Here is a 26,851-nt window from a genome sequence, read left to right on the forward strand (position 1 = left end):
CTTCGGTGAATGAATGAGGGGCCTGCGAAAAAATAATCAGACGGCATCGGCCTGCACGGGCTCCACCAGACCCAGCAGGCGTGCCTGCAGAGCCTGGTCGTCGGCCAGCGCCGTGGCATCGCCCTCGAAGGCGACCTTGCCGTTGACCAGCACCACCGCGCGGTCGACGATGGAAAGCACCTGCTCGGCGTGGTGCTCCACCAGCACCATGGCCACGCGACCGCGCAGCTTCTGCACGGCGGCCATCACCTCGTTGACCACGGCCGGGGCGAGCCCTTCGAAAGGTTCGTCGAGCAGGATCAGCCGGCTGGGTGTGAGCAAGGAGCGTGCGATCGCCACCATCTGCCGTTCGCCGCCCGAGATGTTTTCCGCGCGCGACTTGCGCACCGTGGACAGGCGCGGAAAGAGTTCATAGACCTCTTCCAGCGACATGCCGCCCGGGCGCAGGGCGATCAGCAGGTTGTCCTGCACCGTCAGGTTGGGAAACAGGCGACGCCCCTCGGGCACCATGGAGATACCCAGGCGGTTGATCTCGAAGGGGCGCAAGTTCTGGATCTCGCGCCCATTCCAGACGATGCGACCCTCGTCGGCCGGCAGCATGCCGTAGAGCGCGCGCAGCAAGGTGGTCTTGCCCACGCCATTGCGACCGAGCAGGGCCACGGCTTCACCTTCATGCACCCGCAGGTCGATGCCATCCAGAATGCGGCCACCCCCGTAGCCGGCCGCCAGGCCGCTGGCCTGCAGCACCACCGGCGTGGCTGCTCGCGGCACGCGCTCGGCGGCTGCCGCACTGCGCACCTCGGCCGAACTGCCCAGGTAGGCGCGCACCACCTCGGGGTTGGCCGCCACCTCGGCCGGCTTGCCATCGGCGATCAGCCTGCCCTGGTGCAGCACGGTGATGCGGTCGGAGAGCGCGAGCACGCGGTCGATGTCGTGTTCGATCAACACCACGCCGTGCGAACGCGCCAGGGCCTGGATCAACCCGGCCACGCGCTCGCGATCGGCTTCGCCCAGCCCTGCCAGCGGTTCGTCCAGCAGCAGCAGGCGCGCTTCGGTGGCCAGGGTGATGCCGATCTCCAGCAGGCGGCGCTCACCGTGCGAAAGATCGGTACACAGCTCGGCCGCGCGATCGGCCAGGCCCACCGCCTCCAGCACCGACCACGTGCGCGCATTGATCTCCTCCGATGTGTGGGCGTCGCGCCAGAAGGCGTGTGCAGCCGGCCGCGTGGCCTGCACCGCCAGGCGCACATTCTCGAACGCCGTGAGATGGGTGAACACGCTGACGATCTGAAACGAGCGCGCCAGACCCAGGCGAATGCGCTGGTGCATCGGCAGACGCGTGATGTCGCGGCCGAGGAAGCGAACCACGCCCGCGTCGGCCGGCAGCACGCCGCTGAGCATGTTGAAAAAGGTGGTCTTGCCCGCGCCATTGGGGCCAATGAAACTGTGCAGCGTGCCCGCATGCACGTCGAAGTCATACCCCGCAGCCACGGTGAGCGAGCCGAATTTCTTGGTGAGACCCCGCACGCTGAGCAGCGGCTCGCCCTTCTGCGGGACGACCGCCGCCATCGGGGCGTATGGCGCAATGCGGGCAGGACGTGCTGGAATGCCCTCGCGCACCAGCGTCCAACCCTTGCGACCCAGAAAGCGCCGCAGCAGGCCATGGATGCCCTCGGGTGCCACCAGCACCACCAGCATGATCAGTGGCGCGAACAACAGCCACCAGTTGTTGATGATGGCGCTGAGCTGGTCTTCCAGCACGATGAAGACGATGGCACCCCAAAGCGCACCCACGAAGTGGTGCATGCCGCCCAGCACCGTCATGAGCAGCGCGTCGGCCGCGTGCTCCCAGCTCAGCGGGTTGGCGTACACACCGCGCATGAAGAGCGTGAGCATGCCGCCGGCCAGGGCGGTGATCGCCGCCGAGATCACAAAGCCGGCGAGCTTGATGCGCTGCACGTCGTAACCCAGGCTGGAGGAGCGCTGTTCGTTGTCGCGGATGGCCTGGAACAATCGCCCGAGCGGTGAATGTGCCAGGCGCCACATCAACCACAGCGTCACGAGCACCGTGACCACGACAAAGACGTGCAGGGCCACGGCCGATTCCAGCACCGGCCGGGGCACGCGCTGCAGGCCGTTTTCGCCACCGGTGAGGTCCGTCCATTTGTAGGCGATCTCGTAGGCGATCTGTGCGCACGCCAGACTCAAGAGTGAAAAATACAGGCCCCGCCTTCGCAGGATGAGTGCCCCCACGGGCAGCGCCACCAGCGCAGTGAAGACAACGGCAAAAGCCAGGCCCGCGAATTCGTTGACATCGCCAAACCAGTGCAGCAGCGAAAGTGCCGCCGCGTAGCCGGCCAGCCCAAAGAACACCGAGCCGCCAAAGGGCACCAGGCCCAGATAGCCCACCAGCAACGAAATGCCAGCGGCATAGAGCACGTAGATGGCGATCTGCGTGACGCGGCCCAGCGGCAGCGTGGTCACCAGGGTCAGCAAGCTGAGCACCACCAGCGCGGCCGCCACCTGGGCCACGGGGTGTTTGAAAAGGCGCTTCATGAAAAATGTTCCCAGTGCTCGCCAAAGAGGCCGCGCGGTCGCACCAGCAGGATCGCCGCCATCAGCAGGTACATCGCCACACCGGCGGCCTGCGGGAAGAACTGCGTGCTCATGGCCGTCACCAGGCCCACCAGCAGGCCCGCGACCACCGCGCCACCATACGAACCCAGGCCGCCGATGGTCACGATCACGAAGGCCGGCATGATGGCCTGCGCAGACATGCTGGGCGTGACCGACCACAGGGGCGCGGCCAGCACGCCCGCCGCGCCCGCGAGCATGCAACCCACGCCAAACGCGCCGGTCAGCACGAGCGGCAGGTTGATGCCCAGCATGCCCACCATCTGCGGGTCTCGGCTCCCTGCGCGCAGGATGCGGCCGTAGGGCGTGAAGGACAGAAAGGCCCAGAGCAACAAGAGAATTGCCACGGTGATGAAAAGCACCGCCACGCGGTAGGTGGTGGTGAGGATGGGGCCGTATTCGATGAAGCCTGAGAACACCTCGGGCGGAGAGAGTGGCTGCGCGCTCGACCCCCAGGTGGTTCGGATCACGGCCTCGATGAACAGCGACAGCGCGAAGGTGAGCACCAGCGTCATCAGGGGGTCCTTGCCGTAGAGACGGCGCACCAGCACACGCTCGACCACGATACCCACCAGACCCACCCCGATGGGCGCAAGCAGCACCGCAGCCCAGCCGAACTCGCGCTGCAGCGTCAGGGCAAAGTAAGCGCCCAGGGCAAAAAATGCGCCGTGGGCCACGTTCACGATGCCCAGCAGACCGAACACGATCGACAGACCGATCGAGATCAGGATGAAGAGAAAACCGAGCACGAGACCGTTGACGGTCTGAGAGAGGATGGCGTCAAGCATATCGTCTCAATATATCATTGGACCAACCATTGGTGCAATAGAGGTTCCCCATCCATCAACCATCCTTTGCCACTACGATTGCGCCCATGAAAACCTCACCCCCCTCCTCCAGCTTCGGCATCCAGCCGATCAGCCCTCAGCGCATCTACCAGGAAGTGGCCAGCCAGTTGCGGCGCAACATTTCCGAAGGCAAGCTGCGGCCGGGCGACAAGCTGCCGCCCGAGCGTGACCTGGCGCAGATGTTCGGCGTGAGCCGCAACACCATGCGCGAAGCCCTTCGGGCGTTGGAGCTGAGTGGCTTGATCGAGCTCAAGCTGGGGTCTGCCGGCGGCGCATTCGTGCTGCCGGGCAGTTCGAACGCGGTGGTCAATGGCATGCGCGACCTCTATTTCCTCGGCGCCATCACACCCGACCACCTCACCGCCGCGCGGATCTCGGTCAGTTCTGCGGTGATCCGCATGGCCTGCGAGAACATGACGGACGAAGACCTGGCCGAACTCGAGCGCAATGTGGCCATGGCCGAAGAGATGCACAACGCGGGCAGCTTCGAAGAGCGCACCAAGTACCACCAGGCCTTCCATGTGCTGCTGGCCAAGGCCACGCACAACCCCATCCTGCTGGCCACCACCGAGGGCATCGTGGAGATCCTGCGCCAGTTCGTGAAGGCCATCGGCCCCACGGAGGACCAGACCTACACCCTGCCGTCGCGCAAGCGGCTGCTCGCCCACCTGCGCAAGCGCGACGCCGAGAAGGCCGTGAAGGAAATGGTTTCCGCACTGACCAAGCTCCACCAGGGCTACATGGTCAAGGCGCGCGGGCTGCCACCCGGCAAACCGGCCTCGGCCGCCAGCGCTGGCGCTAGCGCTGAACCTGCACGCCGGCCGCCTCGCGGTCCCACGCCGAAGAAAGGTCGCGCTCGAGCGCCTGGCGCAACCTGAACTTCTCCACCTTCTGGTTCACGGTGGTGGGCAGTTCTGCAAGAAACTGGATGTAGCGAGGCACCATGAAGTAAGCCATGTTGCGCTGGCAATGTTCGATGAGGTCCAGCTCACTCAATGCACTGCCATCCCTGCGCACCACCACCGCACCCACTTCCTCGTCGTTGGTGTCGGTGGCCACGGGCACCACGGCTGCATGGGCCACACCAGGATGGGTGGCGATGATCTGCTCCACCTCGAAGGCCGAGATGTTCTCACCCCGGCGGCGAATGCAGTCCTTCTTGCGGTCGACGAACCAGAGGTAGCCATCGGCGTCGCACACGCCGCGATCGCCGGTGTGAAACCACTGGTTGCGGTGCGCGGCCAGCGTGGCCTCGGGCATCTTGTAGTAGCCGGTGGCCGCCCGCCAGGGGTCGTCGCTCTGCAGCACGATCTCGCCCACTTCACCGGGCGCCACCTCGAAGTCGTCCTCGTCCACGATGCGCACCTGGAAACCCCGGCGCGGCTTGCCGATCGAGCCCAGCTTCTGCGCTGGCTCGTGTTCAGTGAACGCGGTGACCATGGCAAAGTCTGACAGGCCATAGTTGTTCATGGCCTTGAGTCCAAAGCGCTTCTCGAACTCGGCGGCATACTTCGGCGTGGGGGCCATGCTCACCAGGCGAAGCTGGTTGTCGGCGTCGGCCGGTGACGGCGGGCTGCTCCAGAGAAAACTGGACATGGCGCCGAGAAAATTGGTGATGGTGGCACGGTGTTCGCGGATTTCACTCCAGAAGCGCGAAACCGAGAAGCGTCGCGACAGCACCACCGAGGCACCACAAACCAGGGCCGCTCCGCTGGCCGCCAGCAAGGCATTGTTGTGGAACAGCGGGAGACAGACGTAGAACACATCGGACTCGCGGTAACCCTGCGCCTCAGCGGCACTGGTGCCGTAAGTGAGCGCGGCCGCGTGCGAGAGCATGCTGCCCTTGGACGGACCGGTGGTGCCCGAGGTGTAGGCAAGCATCAGCAGGTCAGAGCACTTCACATCCAGTCCACGCGCGGCTTCGCTGGCGGCGCCCACCGCCTCGGTGAAATCGGCCACCTCGTGTGAACCGGCGCTCACGGACGTGCCTGGCGCTTCACCCGGTGTACGCACCACCAACACGCGCCGGATTGCAGGCAGATCAGGCAGCACTTCGTCGAGGCGCTCCAGCAACGAGTCCTCCACCACCACCGCTTCGCAGTCCGATTGCGTGAGGTAATAACGCAGCAACTCCCCGCGCGCAGCGGTGTTCACCGGCACCGACACCGCACCAAGCTTTCCGATACCAAAGAACAGCGCCAGGTGCTCGGCACCATTGCCGAGGAACACGCCCACATGCGCACCGCGACGAAGACCGAAGGTTTCCAGCGCATGGGCCACGCGGTTGGACCAGGCGTCCATCTGGGCATAAGTGAAACGCCTGCCCGTGGCAATTTCAGTGAGAAAGACCTTGTCAGGATGCGCGGCCGCCTGCCTGGCGAGCACGCGCGCGATGGTCAGGTCGCTCAGGGCATAGGTGTCGGCATCGACGGCCGGGGCAAATGCGTTCAAGGTGGCGCTCACTCGCTGGAGATGTTGTTGCGCCGGATGATGTCTTTCCAGCGTTCGTTGTGCCGCACCAGCAAGGCACGGAATTCGTCGGGCGTGCTGCTGGTGGCGATCACGCCTGCCTTGGCCATGGTCTCGCGGTAGCTCGGATCGGCCACGGCCTGCTTCATCGCCTCCGCCAGCCTGGCCACCACAGGGGCGGGCGTGCCTGCGGGCGCGAGCATGCCAAAGAAGATCTCGAAGGTGAGGTCCGGTGCGCCGGCCTCGGCCACGGTGGGCAAATCAGGCACCGCAGGATCGCGCCGGGGCGTGGTCACGGCCAGGCCTTTGAGGCGGCCAGCCTTGACCAGTTGCGAAGCCGCAGAAGTGGAGCCAAGCATCATGTCGACCTGGCCGGACATCATGGCGTTGAAGCCATCGACCTCGCCCTTGTAGGGCACGTGCAGCATGTCGATGCCGGCCGAGGACTTGAACAGCTCACCGATCAGGTGCGGCGCACTGCCATTGCCCGAGGACGCAAAGCTGAGCTTGCCCGGCTGGGTCTTGGCCAGCGCCACCAGATCGGCCACGGTGCTCACCGGCAAGCCTGGGCGCGTGGTCATGATCCAGGAAGAAATGGCCGCCAGGCTCACGGGCGCGAACGCCGTCAAGGGGTCGTACAGGGGCTCTTTTTTCAGATGCGGCGCCACCGACATCGGGCTGTTGCCACCCCAGCCCAGCGTGTAACCATCGGGTGCGGCACGCGCTACCACGTTCATGCCGATCATGCCGCTGGCACCCGTTCGGTTCTCGACCACGAAGGCCTGCCCCAACTGCTTTGTCAGCAAGGCCGCTATCAGGCGCGCCGACACATCGGTGGCACCAACGGCGGTGAACGGCACCACGATCGTGACCGGGCGCGAAGGATAGTTCGATGCGGCCTGCTGCGCATGCAGCGGGGCGCTGGCCAGTGTGACGAAGGCACAGGCGAGCGCGAGGATTTTTCGGAAATGCCGGTTCATGTCTCTTCCTTTTCTGATCTGGTGCACAGTGGATCGTTGTGCAACGGTATGTTAGCCTAATTGGTCCATCCATTCAATCATTGAGACAAATGCCCGAGAACAGCGCTCCGCTCCGCACGCCTTTCCAGCCACCCGACGCCCCGGGTCCTCTGCAGGGCCTGCGAGTGCTGGAGACGGGTGATCAACACCTGGACCACTGCGGCCTGCTGATGGCCGCCATGGGCGCCGACGTGGTGAAGATCGAGCCACCCTCGGGCAGCCCCTCCCGGCGCATCGCGCCGTTTCTGAACGACACGCCAGACCCCGAGCACTCGCTATTCTTCTGGGCCTACAACCGGGACAAGCGCTCGCTCGTGCTGGACCTGGAAACACCAGCGGGCCGCCAGGATTTGCTGCGCCTGCTGGAGAGCACCGATGTGCTGCTATGCGGTCGCCAGGACGAACTCGCCCGGGCCACCGGCATGAACCTGGCCGAATTGGGCCAGCGCTTTCCTGCACTGATCACCGCGCGCATCACGCCCTTTGGCGACGCCGGCCCCTGGAAGGACCATGCAGGCAGCGACCTGGTGCACCTGGCACTGGGGGGCGTGATGATGAACTGCGGCTACGACCCCGACCCCTCCGGGCACTACGACGTGCCTCCCATTGCCCCACAGGCTTTCCACGCCAGCCACATCGCTGGTGAGCAGGCCCTGGTGGGCATTCTGGGCGCGCTCGTGGCACGCCACGCCAGCGGCCAGGGCCAGGACGTGAGTTGCGCGGTGCACACCGCGGTGTCCACCTCCACCGAGATGGACCTGATGAACTGGGTGATGCGCGGCGCCGCGCAACACCGCCAGACCTGCCGGCACTCGGCCGAGATCCTCAACCCGGCAACGCCCCTGGCCCAGACCAAGGACGGCCGCTGGAACCTGGGCTGGATGGTGACGGCGGGCGACGAGGCCAACGTGGTGCGCTTTCTGCAGGCACACGGGGCGGCCCACGACCTGACCGCGCCGGATGGACAACGCGACCCGAAGAAGCGCGACGTGCCTGGCGCAGTGCCTTTCGACGAACACCGCGCCCATGTGTTCGAGGTGGTGCAGCGCTTCGTGCGAGGCTTTCTCTACGAGGACCTCCCCTGGCAGGACGCGCAGGCACAGGGGTTGATGTGGTCACCCCTGCGAAGACCGCACGAGAGCCTGGACGACCCGCACTGGCAGGCGCGCGGCAGCCACGCCTGGATCGAACATCCTGAACTGGGCCGAGCCCTGCCCTATCCGCGCGGCAAGTGGCTGTCCACCGCCACCGGCTGGCAGGCCCGACGTCGTGCGCCGCTGCTGGGCGAGCACACGGCGGAGGTGCTGGCCGAGCGGCGTTCTGCACCGTCGGTGAAGGCGGTGAGCCGGCCTGCGCGCCTGTCGGCGCGCGGCAAGCCATTCGCTTTGCAAGGCGTGCGCATTCTCGATTTTTCCTGGTTCCTCGCTTCCGCTGGCGGCACACGCATGGTCACGGCCCTGGGCGCCGAATGCATCAAGGTGGAATGGAAGGCGAATGCCGATGCGCGCCTGGGCGCCAACGCGCCCGAAGGCGGGCGCGAGGCGAGGCGCACCGCCACTGGGCCGCTGCCCGGACTGAACCTGCCCGAGATGGGCGGCCACTTCAACCACAAGAATGCCGGCAAGCGCGGCCTCTCGCTCAACATTCGCGACCCCCGCGGGCTGGAGATCGCGCGCCAGCTGGTGGCGGTGAGCGATGTGGTGGCCGAGGGCTTTTCGCCCGGCGTGATGGAGCGCTGGGGCCTGGGCTACGAGGCCATGAAAGCCATCCGCGCCGACATCATCTATGTGCAGCAATCGGGCATGGGCGCCAATGGCCTGTATGGGCGCATGCGCACCGTGGGACCGATCGCAGCCGCCTTTACCGGCCTGTCGGAAATGTCGGGCCTGCCGGAACCCGCACCGCCGGCAGGCTGGGGCTATTCCTACCTGGACTGGATCGGTGCCTACAGCTTTGCGCAGGCCATCCTGGCCGGCCTGCTGCACCGCCAGCGCACTGGCGAGGGCCAGTGGGTGGATGCCTCGCAGTGCGAGAGCGGGCTCATGGTGTGCGGCGTGAGTGCGCTCGAATGGGCTGCGCACCGACGTGCGTTTCGACGCAACGGCAACCGATCACCCTGGAACACCTGCGCGCCGCACGGCGCCTATCGCTGCCTGGGCCACGACCGCTGGATTGCGATTGCCTGTGAAACGCAGGCCGCCTGGGAAGCCTTCGTGCGAGCCAGCGGCGTCACCGCACTGGCGAGCGACGCACGGTTTGCCACGCTGGCCGGCCGCCTCGCACACCAGGACGAACTCGACGCCCTGGTAGAACAATGGACGCGCACGCAGGAGCCCTACGCCTGCATGGCGCTGCTGCAAGCGGCGGGTGTGAGCGCAGGCGTCTGCCAGTCCGCCGAAGACCGCTGCGAGCACGACCCACAGCTCGCGCAGGAGCAGTGGATGACCGAGGTGGCGGCGGAAAAAATCGGCACCTGGCCGATCACCGAGATGCCGTTCAAGCTATCGGCCACGCCATCGCATGTGGGCGGTCTGCCCGATCGCGGCGCACCGCTGTACGGCGAGGACAACGAGTACGTGCTGGGCGAGCTGCTGGGTTACAGCACCTCGACCATCCGCGACCTTGCGCGCGACGACGTGATCTGAAGGATCAGGCCAGGCCCAGGGCCTTGCGCTCGCGGAACACGAAGTCTTCCTGCGTGCGCTGGCCCGACTCCCAGCCCGGCACCGGTTGCGGCGCGTTGGCGGCCACCGGCACCACCTGCTTCCAGTCGGCCACCAGCGTGCGCTTGAGAATCTTCCACTTGCCCTGGCGCCGCTCGAAGCGGTCCACATACCGCGAGCAGGTGAGCAGATCCATGGCCCCCTCGGGTGCCTTGCCGCCGGCCAGCTGCGCCAGCGCCTGGGCTGCTTCGGCGGGATAGCGCTGGGTGGTGCGCACATAGCTCTCCACCAAAGCCAGGTCGGGACCCGCGAACTCGATGAGCAGGTTGCTCACCGCGTGCATGGAAAACGGAATGTTGCGGTGCCGGTTGCGAATCCATTCCATCAGGCCGTCCACGCCGCCGTCGTAGGCGCCATGCGCATCGGTGGCGTCGGGGTGAAACACGGTCTTCATCAGATCGAAGTCCAGCCGGTCCACGCTGCGGCACCAGCGGTACATGCAGTCCTGGATCTGCATGCGGTCGGCGATGCGTTCGGGCGAGTAGTCGTTGTTCATGTCAGATGATCTTCGAGAGAGGTGGCGCTTCGAGAAACACCGCGGAACCGGCTTTGCCGGGCCGCAGGTGTTGCCCCCCGGGGGGTGGCGCGAAGCGACGCGGGGGAGATTGCTATTCCGGTTGCAGATTGGCCTGCTGCATCACGCGCGTCCAAATCTTTTGATCGGCGGCCCAAGTATCGGCAAAAGTCTTTGCCGGTGCGGGCTTGGGTGTCATGCCCAGGCCCGCGAGCTTGGCCTGCAGGGCGGGTTCGCTGACGGCTTTGTTCAAGGCCTCGTTGAGCCGCGCAATCACATCGGGCGGCGTGCCCGCCGGCGCCGCCAGACCGAACCAGGCCTGCACATCGAAGCCGGGCAGTGTCTCGGCGATCGCGGGCACGTTGGGCAGCAGCGGGCTGCGCTGCGGCGAAGACACGCCCAGCATCTTCAGGCGGCCACTGGCCACCAGGCCGTTGATGGCATCCGATGGCGTGGTGATGATCATCTTGACTTCGCCGGTGAGCGCGGCGTTCGTGGCTTGCGATGAGCCCTGGTAGGGGACGTAGACCATTTCCAGCCCCGCCATCTGGTTGAACAGCTCGTTGGTGAGGTGCCCCAGAGAACCCCGGCCCGCCGAGGCATATTCCAGACCACGCGGACGAGCCTTGGCGTAGGCAATGAGTTCAGCCACATTGTTGGCAGGAATCACCGGGTTGACCAGCAACACCATGGGTGTGGTAGCCACCAGCCCGACGGACGCAAAGTCCTTGATCGGGTCAAAGCCGGCGTTCTTGCGCATGAGCGCGCTGGTCACCGTGGTGTTGCCCACCTGCAGCAGCGTATAGCCGTCGGGTGCTGCGTTCTTTACGTACTGCGTGCCCACCGTGCCACCGGCGCCCAGGCGGTTCTCCACCACGATGGGTTGACCCAGCAGTCTCTGCAGCGGTTCCTGGAGGTTGCGGCAGAGGACGTCGCCCGTGCCTCCTGCGGCAAACGGAACGATCAGGTGAACCGGCTTGCCGGGAAAGCCGGATTGCGCCCAGGTGTGGCCCATCGGCAGCGCGGAAAGGGCGGATGCACCCAGCAGGTGGCGGCGTGAAATCATGGGGAGTCTCCTTCGTCTTGAGAAAAGCCGCCGGCAACGCCGGTCGGCCTGAATGCGGGAAAGGCCGGCGCGTCGCCGCCCTCTTCCCAGGTGATTCGCACGGCCTGGCCGATGGCGAGTTGGTCGAAGGGCGCCAGAACGCGGGCCAGCATTCGGGGACCCTCCTCCAGTTTCACGAGGGCCAGCGCATAGGGCACACGCCCGGCCAGCGCAGTCGGTGCCACACGGCTGTTCGTGAGTGCGTAGATCGTGCCGCGTCCGCTGGCCTCGCGCCACACCACACCGGCCTCGCTGTGGAGACTTTGCGGTCGGGGATAGAACTGGGCGCGCCCACTGGCCGCGTCGAACTGCAGCATGAGTTTTCTCTCCCGCACGCCGGCCCAGAAGGGCGCAGCCACGTCGCTGTGTCGGGCGTCGGCGCTCATTGCCCGCGCTCGAGCAGCATCACGCTGCTCGTGCCCCAGTTGCGCGCATAAGGAATCACGCCGATGCCGCTGAGCATGGCGTTGCCGTGCCGCTTGACCTGCCGTTCGCCGGCTTCGCCAAAGAGCTGGCGCAGGCACTCGATGAGATTGACACCGCCACCGGCCAGGCCCGGCTGGCCGGCCGAGATCTGACCTCCGCCAGTGTTCAGCGGCAGCTCGCCCGCGTGGCTCATGTCGTGCGAGAGCACAAAGGCGCCACCTTCGCCCGGGCCGCAAAAGCCCGTCTGCTCCAGTTGCAGGATGAGTGCGATGAGGAAGTCGTCGTACCAGTGCAGCATCTGGACATCCTCGGGAGCCATGCCGGCAGCCTTGAAGGCGCGCGGGCCCACGTCGGTGAAGCCGCTGATGAGTATGTCGTCGCCGTGCGCTTCGCGCGGATCGAAGTTGATGCGCTCGGCGTAGGCAATGGGATGCACGATCGTCTGGAACCCGAGTTCGCGTGCCTTTCGGGTGGACATGACCAGCACCGCGCTGGCACCGTCGCAGCGCATCACGCAGTCCAGGATGCGCAGGGGATCGGAGACGATCTTCGAGTTCAGGTAGTCGCGTTCGGTCAGCGGCTTGCGCAGCACCTCGCAGGCGTTGTCATTGAGCAGCGCGCCATTGCGCTGCGTCACCGCCAGGCGGGCCAGCGCATCGTGAGGCAGGCCGTGGCGGTGGTCGTACACCGAGCTCAGCAAGGCAAAGGCGCTGAGCGGGCCGGCGTAGCCGGCAGGGTCGCAGAACTCGGTGCGGTGGCCAGACTGTACCGAGCGGTCCTGCGTGGAGACCGCATCGGCCGCCAGACAGAGCACGATCTCGCACAGGCCGGCGTCGATCGCCATGCCTGCACGGATCAGGTTGCCGCCCGAGGATGCGCCGCCGATGTCGGTGGCTTGACACCAGGAGACCGACAGCCCCAGGCCTTCGGCCATGAGGCTGCTGTAAAACGGGTTGCCGCCTTCGGACATTGCCAGGGTGGTGGCGAAGCCGTCGATCTGATCACGCTGGATGCCGGTGCGTGCGAGCAAGGCGCTCACCGCCTCGCCAGCAAGCGACAACGCGCTGCGGCCGCTGCGCCGCACGAGCTTCGTTTCGGCGTACCCGACGATCGCCAGATCGCGCCGCTGCAAGAAACCCATCAGTCGGTCACCCAGGTCACCGCTTCGTCCAGGCTGGCGCGGCTGGTGCGGTAGCTGTTGGCCACATGGCTGGTGTCTTCATATCCAAAAGAGATGGCGCACACGACCTTGCGCGCCGGGTCGATGCCGAGCAACGATTTGGCCAGGCCGCTGTGCGCGGCCAGAGCGGCCTGCGGAATCGCGGCCACGCCGTGGGCCTGCATGGCCAACAGCAACACCTGCACATAGCCCCCCACGTCCACCGCGCCATACACATCGAGGCCGGGGTCGCTGGTGAGGATGGCCACATGCGGCGCGCCGAACAGGCGAAAGTTTTCCAGCGCCTGGCGTGCGCCACCGGCCTTGTCGCCGCGCTCCACGCCCACCGCCTGGTAGAGCTGAAAGCCGCATTCACGCCGACGCGCCAGGTAGGGGCCGGTGTACTCCTTGGGAAACGGAAAGTCGCTGCCGCGCTCGGCGCCGCTGCTGGCGGCCCGGTACATGGCTTCACGGAATCGCTCCACCGCCGCACCGGAGGCGATGGTGACCTGCCAGGCCTGGGAGTTGCACCAGGAAGCGGTGCGCTGGGCGGTCTGGAGAAACCGCTTCTGCACCTCGATGTCGACCGGCTGCGGAAGAAAAGCGCGGCAACTGTGCCGTTCGGCCAGCAACTGATCGAGCACTTGGGCGGCGGCGGAGGAGGCTGGAATTCGGTCCATGGGGGTGCAACTGACTTGATGTTTAATGGTTAGACCAATATAATGCGCCAGCCAATTGATGTCAATCCGTACGAGCCACCCCCTTCTGCCGAAGCTTCATCCACAAAGAGAGACAACCATGAACGAACACTTTTCCCACATCCGGCCCAACCGCCGCCTGGTTCTGGCCGCCGGCCTGGGCGCAGCCGCACTGGGCATGGCGCCAGTGCTGCGCGCGCAGGAGTCCTTTCCCAGCAAGCCGATCCGCATCCTCGTGGGCGCAGGCGCCGGCGGCTCCACCGACATCACGGCACGCCTCGTGGGCACGGAACTCCAGAAGTTGCTGGGCCAGCCCGTGGTGATCGAAAACCGCCCGGGTGCGTCGGGCACCATCTCCGTGCAGCAGACGGTGCGCGCGCCGGCCGACGGCCACACGCTGGTGTGGGTGGGCAACAGCGTCATGGCCATTTCACCCTTCCTCTACAAGGACCCGGGCTACGACGTGAAGACGCTGATCCCGGTGAGCCTGGCCACGACATCCATGTTCGTGATCATGGCTTCGCCCGAGTTCAAGGACCTCAAGCAACTCATTGCCTACGGCAAAGCCAACCCCGGAAAGCTCAGCTTCGGCTCCAACGGCGTGAACGGCAGCCTGCACCTGTTGGCCGAACTGCTCAAGACCGAAGCAGGGTTCGATGCCGTGCACATCCCCTACAAGGGCGGTGCCGAATCGGCCAGCGCCACCATGGGTGGTCAGATCCATTTCTACTTTGACGCACTCTCCTCCAACCTCGCCCTGGCCCGCACCGGCAAGCTCAACGCCCTGGCCGTCACCGGTTCGCGCCGCGACAAGTCTCTGCCCGACACGCCGACCATGGCCGAGCTCGGCCTGCCCGCGATGACCACCGACGTGTTCTTCGGCCTGGTGGCGCCGCCCGGAACGCCGACGCCTGTGGTCAACAAGCTCGCCGATGCCATGAAGACGGTGCTAGCCCAGGCCCCGCTGCGCGAGGCGTTGTCTGCCACCGGCAATGAGCCGCAAAGCACGACACCGGCTGAGTTCCGCGCACTGGTGGACAAGGAAGCCGCGCGTTTCCAGGCCCTGATCAAGGCCAAGGGCATCCAGGCTCAATAAGAGGCTGCAAGGGCTTTTTCGAGAGCTACCGCCGGGCCGGCTCCGCCGGACGGCTGGTAGCGTCCCCTTGAGGGGGTGGCGCCACAGGCGACGCAGGGGGGATCGTGTGTGGCCATCTCACGATGGCGGGCTGGCCTTCCTTGCGAAGGCCAAAACAGCTGTCGAGCAGCGCGGGGCGTGGACCCTCTTCGGCCGGCGGCAGACCAAGCGCGTGGCGCCTGCGCTCCATCGCCGGGCGGATGGATTGCAAGGCCGTGGTGGCCAGCGGCCCCAGCAACTCGGTGAGGTGCGTGCAGCCCAGCGCGCCACGAAAGCGGGTTTTCACCGCCTGGGTGAAGCCGGCCTCGATGCGCAAGCCGATCAATTGTTCGTAGGCGGGATTGATATCGAAGCAGTCCGCATACGGCACCTGGTGCGACACCGCCTGCGCCTCCACAATGGTGAAGCTGTCGTCGAGCGCGAGGCGCAGCGACATGAGGTGGATGGGGTCACCCGCCTTGCGCATGGCGACATTGCCGCGCACGAAGGCCGGGTCCATGTCGTAGGCACGCGTGTCCGAGAGCCGCGCCTCCACCTCCCACAGACCATCTTCACGCGCCCAGCCGGTGCAGGTCACCTGACGTGTATGCAACTGTTCCCGCGGCTTGGCCGGTGGAAGCTCTCGCATCAGGCCGCGGCCTCCGCCTTGGCCGATGCCGGGCTCTTGGCAGGCGGGGCCGATGCGCTCAGTGCGCCCGTGGCGCGCAGCGCGGCGATGCGCTCCTCGCTGTAGCCCAGCGTTTCGCGCAAGACTTCTTCGGTGTGCTGGCCGACCGCCGGAGCGGGCTTCGGATCGGCCACAGGCGTGCCGGAATAGCGGATCGGCAGGGCGACGTTGGGCAGCCAGCCAATGACCGGGTGCTCCACCCGTGTGACCAGATTGCGCGCGCGCGCTTCGGGCGAACGCAGTGCATCGCCCACGTTGCGCACTTCACCACAGGGAATGGAGGCTGCACGCATGCGCGGCTGCCAGTAAGACCAGGGCTGCTTGGCAAAGATCTCTTCCAGCATCTCGAAGATTTCCTTGCGCTTGGCCATGCGGCCATTGCGGTCGGAGAGCACCGGATCGGCGGCCAGGTCCGGGCGCTCGATCACCTGTGCCATGAGGCGGTGGAAGATCTTGTCGTTGCCGCAGTTGATGTAGAACGGCTTGTCCTGGCTCATGAACACGCCAGAAGGGCAGGTGTCCGGGCTGGTGTTGCCGTGGCGCTGCGGCACCGCGCCGGTGAAGAGATGCTGCAGGGCGGCGTAGCCCGTCATGAGCACGGCGTTGTCGAACAGCGCGACCTCGATCGACTGCCCTTCGCCCGTACGGTGGCGGGCAAGCAGCGCACCCAGGATGGCGTTGCAGGCCATGGTGGCCGTGCTGATGTCGATCACCGGCGAGAGCGTGCGCACGCCCTGGCGGTCGCTGTAGCCGTTCATCGAGATGAAGCCGCTCTCCGCTTGCGCAATGGGATCAAAGCCCAGGCGATCGGCGAATTCACCTTCCCGTCCGTAGGCCGAGACGGAACAGTAGATGAGTTTCGGATTGAGCTTGCGGCAGCTTTCGTAGTCCAGACCGAAGCGCTCCATGACGCCAGTGGAGAAGTTCTCCACCACCACATCGGCCTTGGCCACCAGCTCCCGCACCACCGCCAGACCCTCGGGCGTCTTCATGTTCAGCGCGGCGCTGCGTTTGTTGCGGTTGCTCCAGAGGTAGGGAGCGCCCTGTGCCGGCAGTTCTGCATGCACCGGCGGATAGTGGCGAAACTCGTCACCGCGCCCCGGGGTTTCCACCTTGATCACATCCGCGCCCATGTCAGCCATGACCATGGTGGCGAACGGTCCGGCGATGAAATGGGTGAAGTCGACGACACGCACGCCTTCAAGCGCCTTGGGCGCGTTCGAGGGACGCGGCGTGTGGACGGGGAACTCGGCTTCCAGGTTGTCAAGCATGTTTGTCCTCATACGGCCAGTAGAAATTGGCCTTGTATTCCATTGGTAAGACCATTATACTGTCAAGTTCAACAGGTGGTGCAAGTTTTTTGCAGCCTGTTGCCGACATACCCATGGAGACATGCCCTTGCCCACCCCCTCGACGCCTCCACACGCAGGCGACGCGCTCGATTACCTGCTCTGTGTGGACGCAATCCGCCAGACCAAAGCCCGGTACTGCCGCTTCATCGACACCAAACAGTGGGATCGCCTGGCATCCATCTTCACGGAGGACTGCCGCTTCGAGGGCCTGGGTTCGGCACCAGCCGGTGCGGACGTGGCGATGTTCGTGCAGGGCGTGTCCACCCGACTGGCCAACACGATCTCTGTGCACCACTGCCATATGCAGGAGACCGTGATGACCGGGCCCGACACCGCGCGCGTGATCTGGGCCATGGAGGATTTTGTGGAGTGGACCGACGGCGGCACCGTGAAAGAGACCCCGGGCAGCAAAGGATTCTTTGGCTACGGCCACTACGAAGAAGAATACCGGCGCGAGGGCGCCGAATGGAAGATCAGCTTCCTGCGCCTCACCCGCCTGCGGCTGGACCCGGTTCCGCTGGATGCCCCGGCCCCTCGCATGGGGCAGCGCCAGGCCACGCCAGACTGGCTCGACGTCTGAACGACATGCGCTGAACCTCCGCGCCTTCTTGAACTCAGTTCCTACAGGAGACCCCACCCGTGCCTTTTTCTTTCCGCCAACTGCTCGCCGGCTTCGCGCTGGCCGTCAGCGCCCTCATGCCCGCCTGGGCCGCCTACCCCGACAAGCCCGTGGTGCTGGTGGTTCCCTATCCACCCGGAGGCATGGGCACCACCTTCGGCAACATGGTCAGCGAAGCCATCAGCCCCAGCCTGGGCCAGCGCGTGGTGGTCGAATACAAACCCGGTGCCAACGGGGCGCTTGGCGCAGGCTACGTGGCCAAAGCGCCAGCCGATGGCTACACGCTGCTGATGGCGGTGAACAGCACCATGACCATCAACCCCAGCCTGTACGCCAGCCTGCCCTTCGATCCGCTCAAGGACTACTCACCGGTCTCGATGGTGTTCACTTCGTCCAATGTGCTGGTGGTCAACGCCAGCAGTCCGGTGAAGTCGGTCAAGGACCTGATCGAATACGCACGGGCGCGACCCGGCAAGGTGTTCTATGGTTCGGCTGGCAACGGCTCCACGCCGCACCTCTCGGGCGAGATGTTCCGCCAGCTCTCGGGCGTGCCGGTGGTGCATGTGCCCTACCGCGGCGCCGGTCCCGCCATCAGCGATCTGCTCGGTGGTCAGCTCGATTTCATGTTCGTCGACACCTCGGTGCTCACGCACGTGCGTGCAGGACGCCTGCGGGCACTGGCTGTCACCGGCAAGTCCCGCCTGGGTGCCGCACCAGAGCTTCCAACGATGGAGGAAGTGGGACTCAAGGGTTTCTACATTGACACCTGGTACAGCCTGGCCGCACCGGCAGGCACGCCGGCGGACGTCATTGACCGGCTCAATGCCGAAGTGGCAAAGATGGTGGCCACTCCCGCCGTGCGCGAGCGCATGCGCAACATCGGCGTGGACCCCGCCACCGACACCAGCGCGAAGTACATCGACCAGATCATACGAAGTGATACCGCCCGATGGAAAAAATTCATCTCCGGCACACGCATCCGACTTGATTGAGCGGTAAACCCCACACCATGAAGTTCCTGACCTTTTCGCAAGACGGTGCTACCCACCTGGGTGCCCACACCGACGCAGGCATCGTCAACCTGAGCGCGATGCTGCGCGAGTCCATTGGCGGTTCAGCCGACGTGCCCAGCGATGTGGCCGGGCTGATCGAAGCCGGCCCCGAGATGCTGGAACTCGCCCGCAAGGCCATGCAGGACACCACCCGCCACAGCGCGAATCGCGCAACGCCGGAGGCGCGAGTGCTTGCGCCCCTGGCGCGCCCCGGCAAGAACGTCTTCTGCGTGGGCCGCAACTACCGGCTGCACATCATCGAAGGTAACCTCGCAGCCAAACGAGACCCCAACGATTTCCCCAAGGCCGCCGAGTTCTTCTCCAAGCCCTGGACCACCATCATCGGCACTGGAGATTCGATCCAGCGGCACGCGAAGCACACCCGCATCCTCGACTACGAAATCGAACTCGGCATCGTGATCGGCAAGGGTGGCGTGAACATCACGCGCGAGTCCGCGCTGGAGCACGTGTTCGGCTACACCATCATCAACGACGTAACCGCGCGCGACCTGCAGAAGCGCCACGGCCAATGGTTCAAGGGCAAAGGCCTGGACACCACCTGCCCCATGGGACCCTGGGTGGTGCACCGAAGCGCCGTGCCCGACGCCCAGGCCCTGAACATGCAACTCGACGTGAACGGCGAGGTGCGCCAGAACGCGAGTACACAGGACATGCTGTTCGATGTACCGTCCATCATCGAACAGCTCTCCGCAGGCCTCACCCTGCACCCGGGCGATGTGATCGCCACCGGTACGCCTTCGGGCGTGGGCTTTGCCATGATTCCACCGCGCTGCCTCGAACCGGGCGACGTGATTCGCGCACGCATTGACGGTCTTGGCGAACTGGTCAACACGGTCATTGAGTGAACCCTTTCCCCCTTTCCCCCCCGCCGCCGCGCAACCACCTGAAGGAGACTCCCATGAACACTTCCAACAAAATTTCCCGTCGCACAGCCACGCTGCGCCTGGCCGCCATGGCCGGTGGTGCGGCCAGCCTGGGCGCCCTGCCTTCGCTGGCCTTCGCGCAGTCCAGTTTCCCGGAGCGCCCGATCACGCTGATTGCGCCCTTCGGCGGCGCGGTTGACTTCCTGGCCCGCCAGATTGCCCTTCACATGGCCAAGACACTCAACGGCAGCATGATCGTGGACGTGAAGCTCGGCGGATCGGGCACCATCGGCCTGTCGGCAGTCGCGCGCGCCGCGCCCGATGGCTACACCATCGGCATGGGCACCAGCACCGCCCTGACTTCCGCCCCTCACCTGATCAAGAACCCCGGCTACGACGTGAACAAGTCGTTCACTTACCTCGGCCTGATCCAGACCACCCGCCAGGTGCTGGTGGTCTCGCCCGCACTGGGCGTGAATACCGTGGCGGAATTCATTGCGCTGGCCAAGTCCAAGCCTGGCAAGCTCAACTTCGGTTCCTCGGGCATTGGCAACAGCATCCACCTGGCCGCCGAGCAATTCAACGCCGACGTCGGCATCCAGGCGGTGCACGTGCCCTACAAGACCGGCCCTGAAACGGATGCAGCCATCATCGCCGGCGACGTTCACTACGCATGGCAATCGGTGCCGAGCTCGATCGCGCTCATCAACGCCGGGCGCACCAAGGCACTCGCCGTGACTGGCGAAACGCGCGACCCCGCGTTGCCCAATGTCCCGTCGATCAAAGAGGCTGGCTACAACGTGCTGCTGCCCGAACAGCTGTTCGGCATGGTGGCCCCGGCCAACCTGCCACCCGATGTCTATGCCAAGCTCTCCGGCGCGGTGAAGGCCATGACCTCCGATCCGGAATTTCAGGCCATCGTGCGCAAGGGCGGCGGGTCGCCCTCGCAAGTGAGTGGGGAAGATTTCACCAAGATCGTGGCACGCGACAGCAAGCTCTGGGGCGACCTCATCAAGCGCCTGAACATCACGCCGAACTGAGCATGATCTTCCGCTCGGGCGTCTTCAGCCGCAAAGAGGGCATCAGCGAGGCACAGTTCGGCGATCACTGGTTCAAGGTGCATGGGCACCTGGCCAGCTTCATGCCGGGCCTGCACCGCTATCTTCAGAACCACATCCGCGAGCGTCTGTTCGAGGTGCAACCCTTTCCGGACCACGAAGTGGGCGGCATCTCGCAACAGTGGTTCGACGATGTGGCCGCCATGGAGCGTTGCGAACAATCGCCCGAGTACGCAGCGGTCAAACGCGACATCCCGAACTTCCAGGGTGCCATCACCATTCTGGTGCTGGCGGGTGAACCGGTGTTCGGCACGGCGCCGGTGCCCGAGCAAGGCCGCGCACCCGGCGGGCCGGCCAACAAACTGCTGGTGCTTTCCCGTCGGCGCCCGGCGGCGCCCGAGGGTGCCCGCCCTGCGCAGCTCGCACCCGCCGAGGGCGGCCCCTTCGCCTACGTTCAGAACACCGTGGTCGACAGCGCGCACCCGGTTTCTGCCAACGTGCCCAGCGGCAAGGTGCCGGTGGAGGCCATGGCCGAGTTGTTCTTCGACAGCGAGCAAGGCTTGCGCGACTGGGTGGTCTCACCTGCCGGTCAGATCTTCATCCACCGGCACCCGTCGTACGAACCCCTGGCCGCCTATGCGGTGAACGCGGTTCGCATCATGTGAGGCCCAGCGCGCCCAGCGCACGCAGTTCCCGCACCTTCTCTTCGCTGTAACCCAGCACTTCGCGCAACACCTCGTCGGTGTGCTGCCCCAGCATGGGTGCAGCCACCGGTGGCACCACGGGCGTGCCCGAAAAGTGCAGGGGCAGGGCCACATTGGGTACGCTGCCGGCGGTGGGGTGCGGCACCTGCGTGACCAGCCCACGGGCCTGCACCTCGCGCGATTCCAGCGCTTCGGGCAGCGTGCGAACGGCACCGGCCGGCACCTTGGCGGCATCCAGCCGCTTCAGCCAGTTCTCGCGCGTGTCGGTGGCAAACACCCGGTTCAGGATTTCGATCACGCGCTCGCGCTGCGCCAGCCGCCCGTCGATCCGCTGCAACTCGGGATCGTTGCCCACGTCGGGCATCTTCAACACGTCGATGAACAGACGACGGAACAGCGAAGTGCTCGTGCAGGTGATGAAGAGCGGGTGGTCGGCCGTGGGAAACACGCCGCTGGGCACCGCGTCGTTGCTCACGTTGCCGTTGCGCCGGGGCACCTTGCCGCTGAAGAGGTATTGCGCGGTCATGAAGCCGGTCATCAGCACCCCGGTGTCGAACAGCGGCACATCCACATGCTGGCCCAGGCCCGTGCGGTGGCGCGCGGCCAGTGCGATCAGGATCGCGTTGCTGGCCATCATGGCGCAGGCCATGTCCATCACCGCAGGGCCGGTGCGCACGCCGTCGCGATCGGCGTAGCCGGTCAGAGACATGAATCCGCTCTCGGCCTGCATGATGGTGTCAAAGCCTGCGCGGTCGGCGAATTCGCCGCTGCGCCCGAAGGCCGAGACGGAGCAGTAGATCAGGCGAGGGTTGTCGCGGGACAGCGTTTCAAAATCCAGGCCGTACTGCGTCATCACGCGCGAGGTGAAGTTCTCGACCACCACGTCCGCATCGCGCACCAGCGCCTGGGCAATGGCGCGGCCTGCGTCGGTCTTGAGGTCGAGCGTGATGCTGCGCTTGTTCCGGTTGGCCCAGAGGAAGCTGGCGCCCTGCCCGTCCAGACGGGCTTCCGAGGGTGCGAAGTAGCGCTGGTCATCGCCCTTGGGCTTTTCGACCTTGATCACATCGGCCCCGGCGTCGGCCAGGATCATGGTGGCCATGGGGCCGGCAATGAAGTGGGTGAAGTCGATGACGCGCAAGCCGCCCAGGGCGCTGGATTGCAAACGGGTCTGTGTGGGTGTGGGGTTTGCGCTGTTCATGTTGTTTCAAGTGCCATTGAACCGGGGTGGACGCTTCTGGGCGAAGGCCTCCAGGCCTTCGCGCCGGTCGTGGGATGCGTTGTGCGCCTCGACCATGACGCGTTCGTTGCGCAGCGCCACTTCCAGTGGCTGCTCCAGGCCGTCGTCCACGAGCTGCTTCATGCGCCGCAGACCCAGCGGGCTCTTGTCGGTCATGCGGGCAGCCAGCGCCTGCACCGTGGATTCCAGCTCAGCGCCCGGCACCACCTGGTGCACCAGGCCCCATTCGGCCATGGTGGCGGCGCTCACCATCTCGGCGGAGAACATCATCCACTTGGCGCGGTTGGGACCGATCTTTCGCGGCAGGCGCGCCGAGCCACCCCACCCTGGGATGAGTCCGTAGCGAGCGTGGGCATCGCCGAACTTCGCCTCCTCCGCGGCCACCACCAGGTCGCACACAAGAACGGTCTCCAACCCACCAGCCAGCGCCAACCCATTGACGGCGGCTATCACCGGCATGGGCAGCAATTCGATGCGGCGCAGCAGCGCGGTGGCGCGAGCCAGGAACAGGCGTATGGCAGTGGCTTCGTCTTCGCCATCGCCAAAGCCCTTGACGGCCTTGAGATCGGCGCCGGCGCAGAAGGCCTTGCCCGTGCCGCGAATCGCCAGGCAGCGGACTTCATGACGGGCCTCCACGAAATCCAGCGCCGCGGTCAGGTCGGCCAGCATCTGCGGGCTCATGCTGTTCATGGCTTCGGGACGCTGGAGCGTGATCCAGGCCAGAGCGCCCTGGAGTTCCAGGCGGATGGTGTCGAAAGCAGGGCCTTCAATGGGCATGGGTGTTTCCTGCCGGACTAAAAAAACCTTCGAACCCGTCTTGAGGCTCGTAACGCTGGCCCCGTGTGAACAGCCGCAATGGCCCCGGCATGGCGCGCTCTCGCACGGGGTGCAGTTCGTCGCCGGGGTAACACATGGTTCTGCCCTCGGGATCGCGGATCACGTGCGGCTGGATCAGCACCGGCAGCCGGCCACGCGCCTCGCTCAGCACACTGTCCACGGTGGTGTGCCGTGCCAGATGGGCCAGGGTCATGATCTGTGGCGGCGCCAGGGTGAGTTCGCCGTCCCAGTAACTTTGAAGCGCGGGACGCGGTTTCACCCAGCGCGCTTCGGTGGTTTCGCGCTCGTCGTGGCGAGCCAGGCCGTCGGGGGCGCGCGCCACGAAGAAGCGGGTGTCGAAGCGCTTGTTGGGCGAGTCGGGCGGCGTGACCCAGCGAGACCACGGCGCGAGCGCCCCCACGCGAAGGCGCAGGCGCATTTCCGCGAGCAAGGCGTTGAAGGGCATGCCGCTGGCCTGGCGCGCCAGCGCTTCTTCTGCGCGCTCGGCCGCCAGGTCTTCGGCCAGCAGCAAGCCCGATTCCTCGAAGGTTTCGCGCAAGGCGGCCACGTACAGGCCCACGGCGGTGGCGGCGTCGATGTCGTTCTCGCCCAGTCGCAGGTGCAGCGCCTGGGGCGATTCATCGAGATGGGTGGTGTCCTTCAATTCGGCGTCGGACGCATCGAGTTTGCCACCCGGGAACACGAAAGCCCCCGCGAGCACGTCAGACAGGCCATGTCGCTTGAGCATGAGCACCTGCGGACCTTCTTCCGAGTCGCGCAGGAGAATGAGCGTGGAGGCCGCGCGCAGGGTGGTGGGAGTTGGCTTGGAGTCGGTTCGTGTCATTTCATTTTTTCTCCACCATTTTCCACAGGCTGGTCACGCTCATCGCTGGCAGGCCATTCACACGAAAGCGGCCGGTGACGACCACGGTGTCGCCGTGCAGGCCCTCGGTATGGCTGTCGATTTCCAGAGCGTCACCCAGCCGCACCGGTGCCAGTCGCATCACGCCCATGCCCACCGTCACGCAGACCGAGCCGCTGACGGTGCGCGCGCGGCGACCCAGAATCAGGTCGGCCATCATCAGCGCCATGCCGGTGTCCATCTCGTCGCCCCCACGGGCGTCCAGATGGATCGAGTCGACCACCAGGCCGCCCACGGGCTCGCCGTGCTCGTCCCGCCGCTCGTGGATCGCTCCAACGTGGGCACTGAACGCATCCACCGGTGCTCGAAGTGCATGGCCGGCGGGCAGCGCCGCGGGTGTCTGCCCGGGCCGGTCTGGGCGCAGCGCCGTGGCCTCAATCTGGTAGACGGCGCTGGCCGTCATGAGCGTGCGCTCACCGCAGCGCAGTTCTGCCGAGACGAAGACCCTCGTGCGCGTCGTGCGCACCACCTCGGTGTGAGCGAAGACCCAGTCACCGACCTGCGCAGAATCAATCAGTTCACCGTGATAAGAGAGCGGCGTGGCGTGCCCGCCAGGGTGTGCGGCCAGCGCGGCGCGTTGCGCCGCCTGCGTCATGGCCATGGACACCAGGCCCATGGCCATGCCGCCGTGCACTCGGCCGCTGACGTTGGTGTGCACGGGCTCGATGCGCAACGCCATCTCGCCATCGGGATGGCACCAGACAGGGCCGACATGCCGCCCATAGCCCTGGAGGCGCTCGAACGTCCAGGCACCCGGGCCGGGGGGCGGCAGGCTCACGACACCGTCCCGGCTGCCGCAAGTGCGTGCAGCTCGTCGGCCTCCAGGCCCCAGCCGGCCAGGGCCGCTGGCAGGTCCACGCCCGGTTCCACGCCCGCGGTCGGCATGGCCGCTGGTGTGCGGGAGAAGCGCGGCGCTGGCGCCGGCTGCAGCATGCCATCGACCTCGATGAAGGTACCTCGCGCCACGTTGTGCGGATGCGCGGCGGCCTCCTGCATGTCGAGCACAGGGGCAAAGCAGGTCTCGCTGGTCTCCAGTTGTGCGCACCACGCGTCGCGCGTTCGCGTGCGGAACACGGCCGCCAGCCGCTCGCGGATCACCGGCCAGTGGGCGGGGTCGTCGCGATCCGGCAGGCCGGCCTGGTCCAGCCCGGTCTGGCGCAACAACTCGGCATAGAACTTGGGCTCGGCCGAGCCGACGCTGATGTATTTGCCATCCAGCGTTTCGTACACGGCGTAGAACGGAGACCCGCCGCCGGTGACGCTGCGGCCCCGGCCGGGCCACTTGCCGCCCGCACGGTAGCCGTGAAAGTAGGTCATGAGCGACGCCGCGCCATCGACCATGGCCGCGTCCACCACCTGTCCCTGGCCAGAGCGCGCCGCTTCGATCAGCGCACAGGCGATGCCGAAGGCCAGGTACATGCCGCCGCCTCCGAAATCACCCACCAGGTTCAGTGGCAACACGGGTGGCCGATCCGCTTCGCCAATCGCCTCCAGTGCGCCGGAGAGCGCGATGTAGTTGATGTCGTGGCCCGGCGCCATGGCCATCGGGCCGTCCTGCCCCCAGCCAGTCATGCGGCCATAGACCAGGCGCGGGTTGATCGCCAGGCAGTCGGCGGGGCCCAGGCCGAGCCGCTCCATGACGCCGGGGCGAAAGCCTTCGATGAGCGCATCGGCACCGGCCAGCAGGCGCCGGACCAGGGCCACCCCATCGGGCGATTTCAGGTCCACCGCGATGGAGCGGCGGTTGCGGTCGGTGAAGTAATAGCGTTGCGGCATGGCGCGCGGCGCAGGGTCGGGCCGGTCAATGCGCAACACCTGCGCGCCCATGTCAGCCAGCATCATGGCGGCAAAGGGTCCAGGCGCCAGGCCCGCCATCTCGATCACCTTGAGACCGTGCAGCGGCCCGTTGGTCTGCTTCATGCGGAAATTCCCATGTGTCTGGCGAACCACGCGGCCGTCACTTCGGCCACGCGCGGCAGTGCCTCGTCGTACACCACCCAGTGGTTGCCGGTGGGAAAGACTTCGATTTGTTTCTCGGTGGTCACGCGGTCGAAGAAACGGCGGGTCTGGTCGCAGGGCACCACGGTGTCGTCGTCCGCACCGAACAGAAACACGGGCATGGCGAGCCGGTGCGCGTGGTCGATCGGCTCGTGGTGCATCAGGTGCCACACGGTTTCCATCGAGATCGGCGTTTTCTCGGCATAGCGCACCAGCGACTCAGGCTCAGGCGACATGATGTCCAGGCGCTCGCACAGCTCGATCTCACCCGTGGCAGCCTTGTGCGCGATGGCGGCAAGTGCCCGGCGCTGGATGGCGCGAAACTCGTACCAGCGGTGCACGTTGCGCATCCAGTCGCTGCCCGACATCACCCCCACCGAAGCCACCAGCGCGCGCGGGCGCGAACTGCGCACCGCCGCGAGCGCGGCAATCCCGGCGCCAAAGCTCGTGCCATAGAGGCCGATGCGTGTCGGGTCCACACCTCGCACCTGCGTGGCCAGGTATTCCAGCGCAGCCACCGCGTCGTCCACCTGCTCCTGCGGCAGCAGCAGCGCGCGCTCGCCCTCGCTGGCGCCAAAGCCGCGGTAGTCGAACGACAGCATGGTGTAGCCGGCCTCGGCCAGCAAGCTGCAAAGGCCCACAGGAGTGCCCTCCTTCACGCCGCCAAAGCCGTGACAGAACACGGCGCCGGCGCCAAGGTCGCACCCGGGATCGGGCAGGTAGAGCCGACCCGAGAGTTTCAGGCGCGGGCCGCTGAAGAAGTGAATGTCCCGGGTGGTGGGCATGCCTGGGCTTCGGCTCGGCAGGAGCGA

Annotated in this window: 25 protein-coding genes; 8 read left to right on the forward strand and 17 right to left on the reverse strand. The window is 66.1% G+C overall.

Annotation, left to right across the window (positions count from 1 at the left end):
* Positions 1-36: 36 nt before the first annotated feature.
* The gene (locus tag AB7F11_RS00260; protein ID WP_428288598.1) at positions 37-2,556 is read right to left on the reverse strand and encodes an ATP-binding cassette domain-containing protein; all 2,520 of its coding nucleotides are present in this window, start codon (positions 2,554-2,556) and stop codon (positions 37-39) included.
* Positions 2,553-3,422, reverse strand: coding sequence for a branched-chain amino acid ABC transporter permease (locus AB7F11_RS00265; protein WP_428288599.1), 870 nt, complete (start codon positions 3,420-3,422; stop codon positions 2,553-2,555). The genes AB7F11_RS00260 and AB7F11_RS00265 overlap by 4 nt, the downstream gene beginning before the upstream one ends.
* An 86-nt stretch (positions 3,423-3,508) precedes the next feature.
* Here AB7F11_RS00265 and AB7F11_RS00270 point away from each other — a divergent pair, with 86 nt between their 5' ends.
* Positions 3,509-4,360, forward strand: coding sequence for a FadR/GntR family transcriptional regulator (locus AB7F11_RS00270; RefSeq protein WP_428288600.1), 852 nt, complete (start codon positions 3,509-3,511; stop codon positions 4,358-4,360).
* On the opposite strand, the gene AB7F11_RS00275 is transcribed toward AB7F11_RS00270, so the two are convergent.
* Together AB7F11_RS00275 and AB7F11_RS00280 are read right to left on the reverse strand one after the other, a co-directional pair.
* Positions 4,281-5,933, reverse strand: coding sequence for an AMP-binding protein (locus AB7F11_RS00275; RefSeq protein WP_428288601.1), 1,653 nt, complete (start codon positions 5,931-5,933; stop codon positions 4,281-4,283). The two genes, AB7F11_RS00270 and AB7F11_RS00275, sit on opposite strands and share 80 nt — an antisense overlap.
* Before the next feature lie 8 nt (positions 5,934-5,941).
* Positions 5,942-6,931, reverse strand: a complete 990-nt coding sequence (locus AB7F11_RS00280; protein ID WP_428288602.1) for a Bug family tripartite tricarboxylate transporter substrate binding protein — start codon at positions 6,929-6,931, stop codon at positions 5,942-5,944.
* Between the two features lie 89 nt (positions 6,932-7,020).
* Between AB7F11_RS00280 and AB7F11_RS00285 the strand changes: the two genes are divergently transcribed.
* Positions 7,021-9,615, forward strand: coding sequence for a CaiB/BaiF CoA transferase family protein (locus AB7F11_RS00285; RefSeq protein ID WP_428288603.1), 2,595 nt, complete (start codon positions 7,021-7,023; stop codon positions 9,613-9,615).
* Positions 9,616-9,619: 4 nt separating this feature from the next.
* On the opposite strand, the gene AB7F11_RS00290 is transcribed toward AB7F11_RS00285, so the two are convergent.
* The 5 genes from AB7F11_RS00290 to AB7F11_RS00310 form a co-directional block, all read right to left on the reverse strand.
* Entirely contained in the window at positions 9,620-10,189 is a 570-nt protein-coding gene (locus AB7F11_RS00290; RefSeq protein WP_428288604.1) for a nuclear transport factor 2 family protein, read from the reverse strand.
* Between the two features lie 112 nt (positions 10,190-10,301).
* Positions 10,302-11,273, reverse strand: a complete 972-nt coding sequence (locus tag AB7F11_RS00295) for a Bug family tripartite tricarboxylate transporter substrate binding protein (RefSeq protein ID WP_428288605.1) — start codon at positions 11,271-11,273, stop codon at positions 10,302-10,304.
* Positions 11,270-11,698 carry a Zn-ribbon domain-containing OB-fold protein gene (locus AB7F11_RS00300; protein WP_428288606.1) on the reverse strand — a complete coding sequence of 143 codons (429 nt, stop codon included), beginning with the start codon at positions 11,696-11,698 and terminating at the stop codon, positions 11,270-11,272. Before AB7F11_RS00300 ends, AB7F11_RS00295 begins: the two co-directional genes overlap by 4 nt.
* Entirely contained in the window at positions 11,695-12,879 is a 1,185-nt protein-coding gene (locus AB7F11_RS00305; RefSeq protein WP_428288607.1) for a thiolase family protein, read from the reverse strand. The genes AB7F11_RS00300 and AB7F11_RS00305 overlap by 4 nt, the downstream gene beginning before the upstream one ends.
* Positions 12,879-13,568, reverse strand: coding sequence for a nitroreductase (locus tag AB7F11_RS00310; protein ID WP_428288654.1), 690 nt, complete (start codon positions 13,566-13,568; stop codon positions 12,879-12,881). Before AB7F11_RS00310 ends, AB7F11_RS00305 begins: the two co-directional genes overlap by 1 nt.
* Positions 13,569-13,695: 127 nt before the next feature.
* Between AB7F11_RS00310 and AB7F11_RS00315 the strand changes: the two genes are divergently transcribed.
* Positions 13,696-14,691, forward strand: a complete 996-nt coding sequence (locus tag AB7F11_RS00315; protein ID WP_428288608.1) for a Bug family tripartite tricarboxylate transporter substrate binding protein — start codon at positions 13,696-13,698, stop codon at positions 14,689-14,691.
* 25 nt (positions 14,692-14,716) lie between these two features.
* On the opposite strand, the gene AB7F11_RS00320 is transcribed toward AB7F11_RS00315, so the two are convergent.
* Together AB7F11_RS00320 and AB7F11_RS00325 are read right to left on the reverse strand one after the other, a co-directional pair.
* The gene (locus AB7F11_RS00320) at positions 14,717-15,358 is read right to left on the reverse strand and encodes a DUF2889 domain-containing protein (RefSeq protein ID WP_428288609.1); all 642 of its coding nucleotides are present in this window, start codon (positions 15,356-15,358) and stop codon (positions 14,717-14,719) included.
* The gene (locus AB7F11_RS00325) at positions 15,358-16,668 is read right to left on the reverse strand and encodes a CaiB/BaiF CoA transferase family protein (protein ID WP_428288610.1); all 1,311 of its coding nucleotides are present in this window, start codon (positions 16,666-16,668) and stop codon (positions 15,358-15,360) included. Before AB7F11_RS00325 ends, AB7F11_RS00320 begins: the two co-directional genes overlap by 1 nt.
* Before the next feature lie 127 nt (positions 16,669-16,795).
* Here AB7F11_RS00325 and AB7F11_RS00330 point away from each other — a divergent pair, with 127 nt between their 5' ends.
* From AB7F11_RS00330 to AB7F11_RS00350, 5 genes are read left to right on the forward strand one after another with little or no spacing between them, the layout of a single operon-like run.
* Positions 16,796-17,329, forward strand: coding sequence for a nuclear transport factor 2 family protein (locus AB7F11_RS00330; protein WP_428288611.1), 534 nt, complete (start codon positions 16,796-16,798; stop codon positions 17,327-17,329).
* 59 nt (positions 17,330-17,388) lie between these two features.
* The gene (locus tag AB7F11_RS00335; RefSeq protein WP_428288612.1) at positions 17,389-18,360 is read left to right on the forward strand and encodes a Bug family tripartite tricarboxylate transporter substrate binding protein; all 972 of its coding nucleotides are present in this window, start codon (positions 17,389-17,391) and stop codon (positions 18,358-18,360) included.
* 17 nt (positions 18,361-18,377) lie between these two features.
* Positions 18,378-19,286 (forward strand): fumarylacetoacetate hydrolase family protein, encoded by a 909-nt coding sequence (locus tag AB7F11_RS00340; RefSeq protein ID WP_428288613.1) that lies wholly within the window; start codon positions 18,378-18,380, stop codon positions 19,284-19,286.
* A gap of 53 nt (positions 19,287-19,339) precedes the next feature.
* The gene (locus tag AB7F11_RS00345; protein ID WP_428299814.1) at positions 19,340-20,344 is read left to right on the forward strand and encodes a Bug family tripartite tricarboxylate transporter substrate binding protein; all 1,005 of its coding nucleotides are present in this window, start codon (positions 19,340-19,342) and stop codon (positions 20,342-20,344) included.
* 2 nt (positions 20,345-20,346) lie between these two features.
* Positions 20,347-21,027: an EthD family reductase gene (locus tag AB7F11_RS00350; RefSeq protein WP_428299813.1), complete on the forward strand. Its 681-nt coding sequence runs from the start codon at positions 20,347-20,349 to the stop codon at positions 21,025-21,027.
* On the opposite strand, the gene AB7F11_RS00355 is transcribed toward AB7F11_RS00350, so the two are convergent.
* The 6 genes from AB7F11_RS00355 to AB7F11_RS00380 are packed head-to-tail and all read right to left on the reverse strand — an operon-like array spanning position 21,020 to position 26,824.
* Positions 21,020-22,264, reverse strand: coding sequence for a CaiB/BaiF CoA transferase family protein (locus AB7F11_RS00355; protein WP_428288615.1), 1,245 nt, complete (start codon positions 22,262-22,264; stop codon positions 21,020-21,022). The genes AB7F11_RS00350 and AB7F11_RS00355 overlap by 8 nt on opposite strands.
* Positions 22,265-22,270: 6 nt before the next feature.
* Positions 22,271-23,080 (reverse strand): enoyl-CoA hydratase/isomerase family protein, encoded by an 810-nt coding sequence (locus AB7F11_RS00360; protein WP_428288616.1) that lies wholly within the window; start codon positions 23,078-23,080, stop codon positions 22,271-22,273.
* Positions 23,070-23,963, reverse strand: a complete 894-nt coding sequence (locus AB7F11_RS00365) for an NUDIX hydrolase (protein WP_428288617.1) — start codon at positions 23,961-23,963, stop codon at positions 23,070-23,072. Before AB7F11_RS00365 ends, AB7F11_RS00360 begins: the two co-directional genes overlap by 11 nt.
* A 1-nt stretch (position 23,964) precedes the next feature.
* Entirely contained in the window at positions 23,965-24,819 is an 855-nt protein-coding gene (locus tag AB7F11_RS00370; RefSeq protein ID WP_428288618.1) for a PaaI family thioesterase, read from the reverse strand.
* On the reverse strand, positions 24,816-25,961 hold the full coding sequence (locus AB7F11_RS00375) for a CaiB/BaiF CoA transferase family protein (protein ID WP_428288619.1): 1,146 nt from the start codon (positions 25,959-25,961) through the stop codon (positions 24,816-24,818). Before AB7F11_RS00375 ends, AB7F11_RS00370 begins: the two co-directional genes overlap by 4 nt.
* Entirely contained in the window at positions 25,958-26,824 is an 867-nt protein-coding gene (locus tag AB7F11_RS00380) for an alpha/beta hydrolase (RefSeq protein WP_428288620.1), read from the reverse strand. The genes AB7F11_RS00375 and AB7F11_RS00380 overlap by 4 nt, the downstream gene beginning before the upstream one ends.
* Positions 26,825-26,851: the final 27 nt, after the last annotated feature.

This window comes from Hydrogenophaga sp. (assembly GCF_050250835.1).
Taxonomy (GTDB): Bacteria; Pseudomonadota; Gammaproteobacteria; order Burkholderiales; family Burkholderiaceae_C; genus Hydrogenophaga.

What these genes read in the sequence shown, in the direction of transcription:
- AB7F11_RS00260 (WP_428288598.1), bottom strand. Translation starts at nt 2,556, where the DNA reads ATGAAGCGCCTTTTCAAACACCCCGTGGCCCAGGTGGCGGCCGCGCTG.
- AB7F11_RS00265 (WP_428288599.1), bottom strand. Translation starts at nt 3,422, where the DNA reads ATGCTTGACGCCATCCTCTCTCAGACCGTCAACGGTCTCGTGCTCGGT.
- AB7F11_RS00270 (WP_428288600.1), top strand. Translation starts at nt 3,509, where the DNA reads ATGAAAACCTCACCCCCCTCCTCCAGCTTCGGCATCCAGCCGATCAGC.
- AB7F11_RS00280 (WP_428288602.1), bottom strand. Translation starts at nt 6,931, where the DNA reads ATGAACCGGCATTTCCGAAAAATCCTCGCGCTCGCCTGTGCCTTCGTC.
- AB7F11_RS00285 (WP_428288603.1), top strand. Translation starts at nt 7,021, where the DNA reads ATGCCCGAGAACAGCGCTCCGCTCCGCACGCCTTTCCAGCCACCCGAC.
- AB7F11_RS00290 (WP_428288604.1), bottom strand. Translation starts at nt 10,189, where the DNA reads ATGAACAACGACTACTCGCCCGAACGCATCGCCGACCGCATGCAGATC.
- AB7F11_RS00295 (WP_428288605.1), bottom strand. Translation starts at nt 11,273, where the DNA reads ATGATTTCACGCCGCCACCTGCTGGGTGCATCCGCCCTTTCCGCGCTG.
- AB7F11_RS00300 (WP_428288606.1), bottom strand. Translation starts at nt 11,698, where the DNA reads ATGAGCGCCGACGCCCGACACAGCGACGTGGCTGCGCCCTTCTGGGCC.
- AB7F11_RS00305 (WP_428288607.1), bottom strand. Translation starts at nt 12,879, where the DNA reads ATGGGTTTCTTGCAGCGGCGCGATCTGGCGATCGTCGGGTACGCCGAA.
- AB7F11_RS00315 (WP_428288608.1), top strand. Translation starts at nt 13,696, where the DNA reads ATGAACGAACACTTTTCCCACATCCGGCCCAACCGCCGCCTGGTTCTG.
- AB7F11_RS00320 (WP_428288609.1), bottom strand. Translation starts at nt 15,358, where the DNA reads ATGCGAGAGCTTCCACCGGCCAAGCCGCGGGAACAGTTGCATACACGT.
- AB7F11_RS00325 (WP_428288610.1), bottom strand. Translation starts at nt 16,668, where the DNA reads ATGCTTGACAACCTGGAAGCCGAGTTCCCCGTCCACACGCCGCGTCCC.
- AB7F11_RS00340 (WP_428288613.1), top strand. Translation starts at nt 18,378, where the DNA reads ATGAAGTTCCTGACCTTTTCGCAAGACGGTGCTACCCACCTGGGTGCC.
- AB7F11_RS00345 (WP_428299814.1), top strand. Translation starts at nt 19,340, where the DNA reads ATGAACACTTCCAACAAAATTTCCCGTCGCACAGCCACGCTGCGCCTG.
- AB7F11_RS00350 (WP_428299813.1), top strand. Translation starts at nt 20,347, where the DNA reads ATGATCTTCCGCTCGGGCGTCTTCAGCCGCAAAGAGGGCATCAGCGAG.
- AB7F11_RS00355 (WP_428288615.1), bottom strand. Translation starts at nt 22,264, where the DNA reads ATGAACAGCGCAAACCCCACACCCACACAGACCCGTTTGCAATCCAGC.
- AB7F11_RS00360 (WP_428288616.1), bottom strand. Translation starts at nt 23,080, where the DNA reads ATGCCCATTGAAGGCCCTGCTTTCGACACCATCCGCCTGGAACTCCAG.
- AB7F11_RS00365 (WP_428288617.1), bottom strand. Translation starts at nt 23,963, where the DNA reads ATGACACGAACCGACTCCAAGCCAACTCCCACCACCCTGCGCGCGGCC.
- AB7F11_RS00375 (WP_428288619.1), bottom strand. Translation starts at nt 25,961, where the DNA reads ATGAAGCAGACCAACGGGCCGCTGCACGGTCTCAAGGTGATCGAGATG.
- AB7F11_RS00380 (WP_428288620.1), bottom strand. Translation starts at nt 26,824, where the DNA reads ATGCCCACCACCCGGGACATTCACTTCTTCAGCGGCCCGCGCCTGAAA.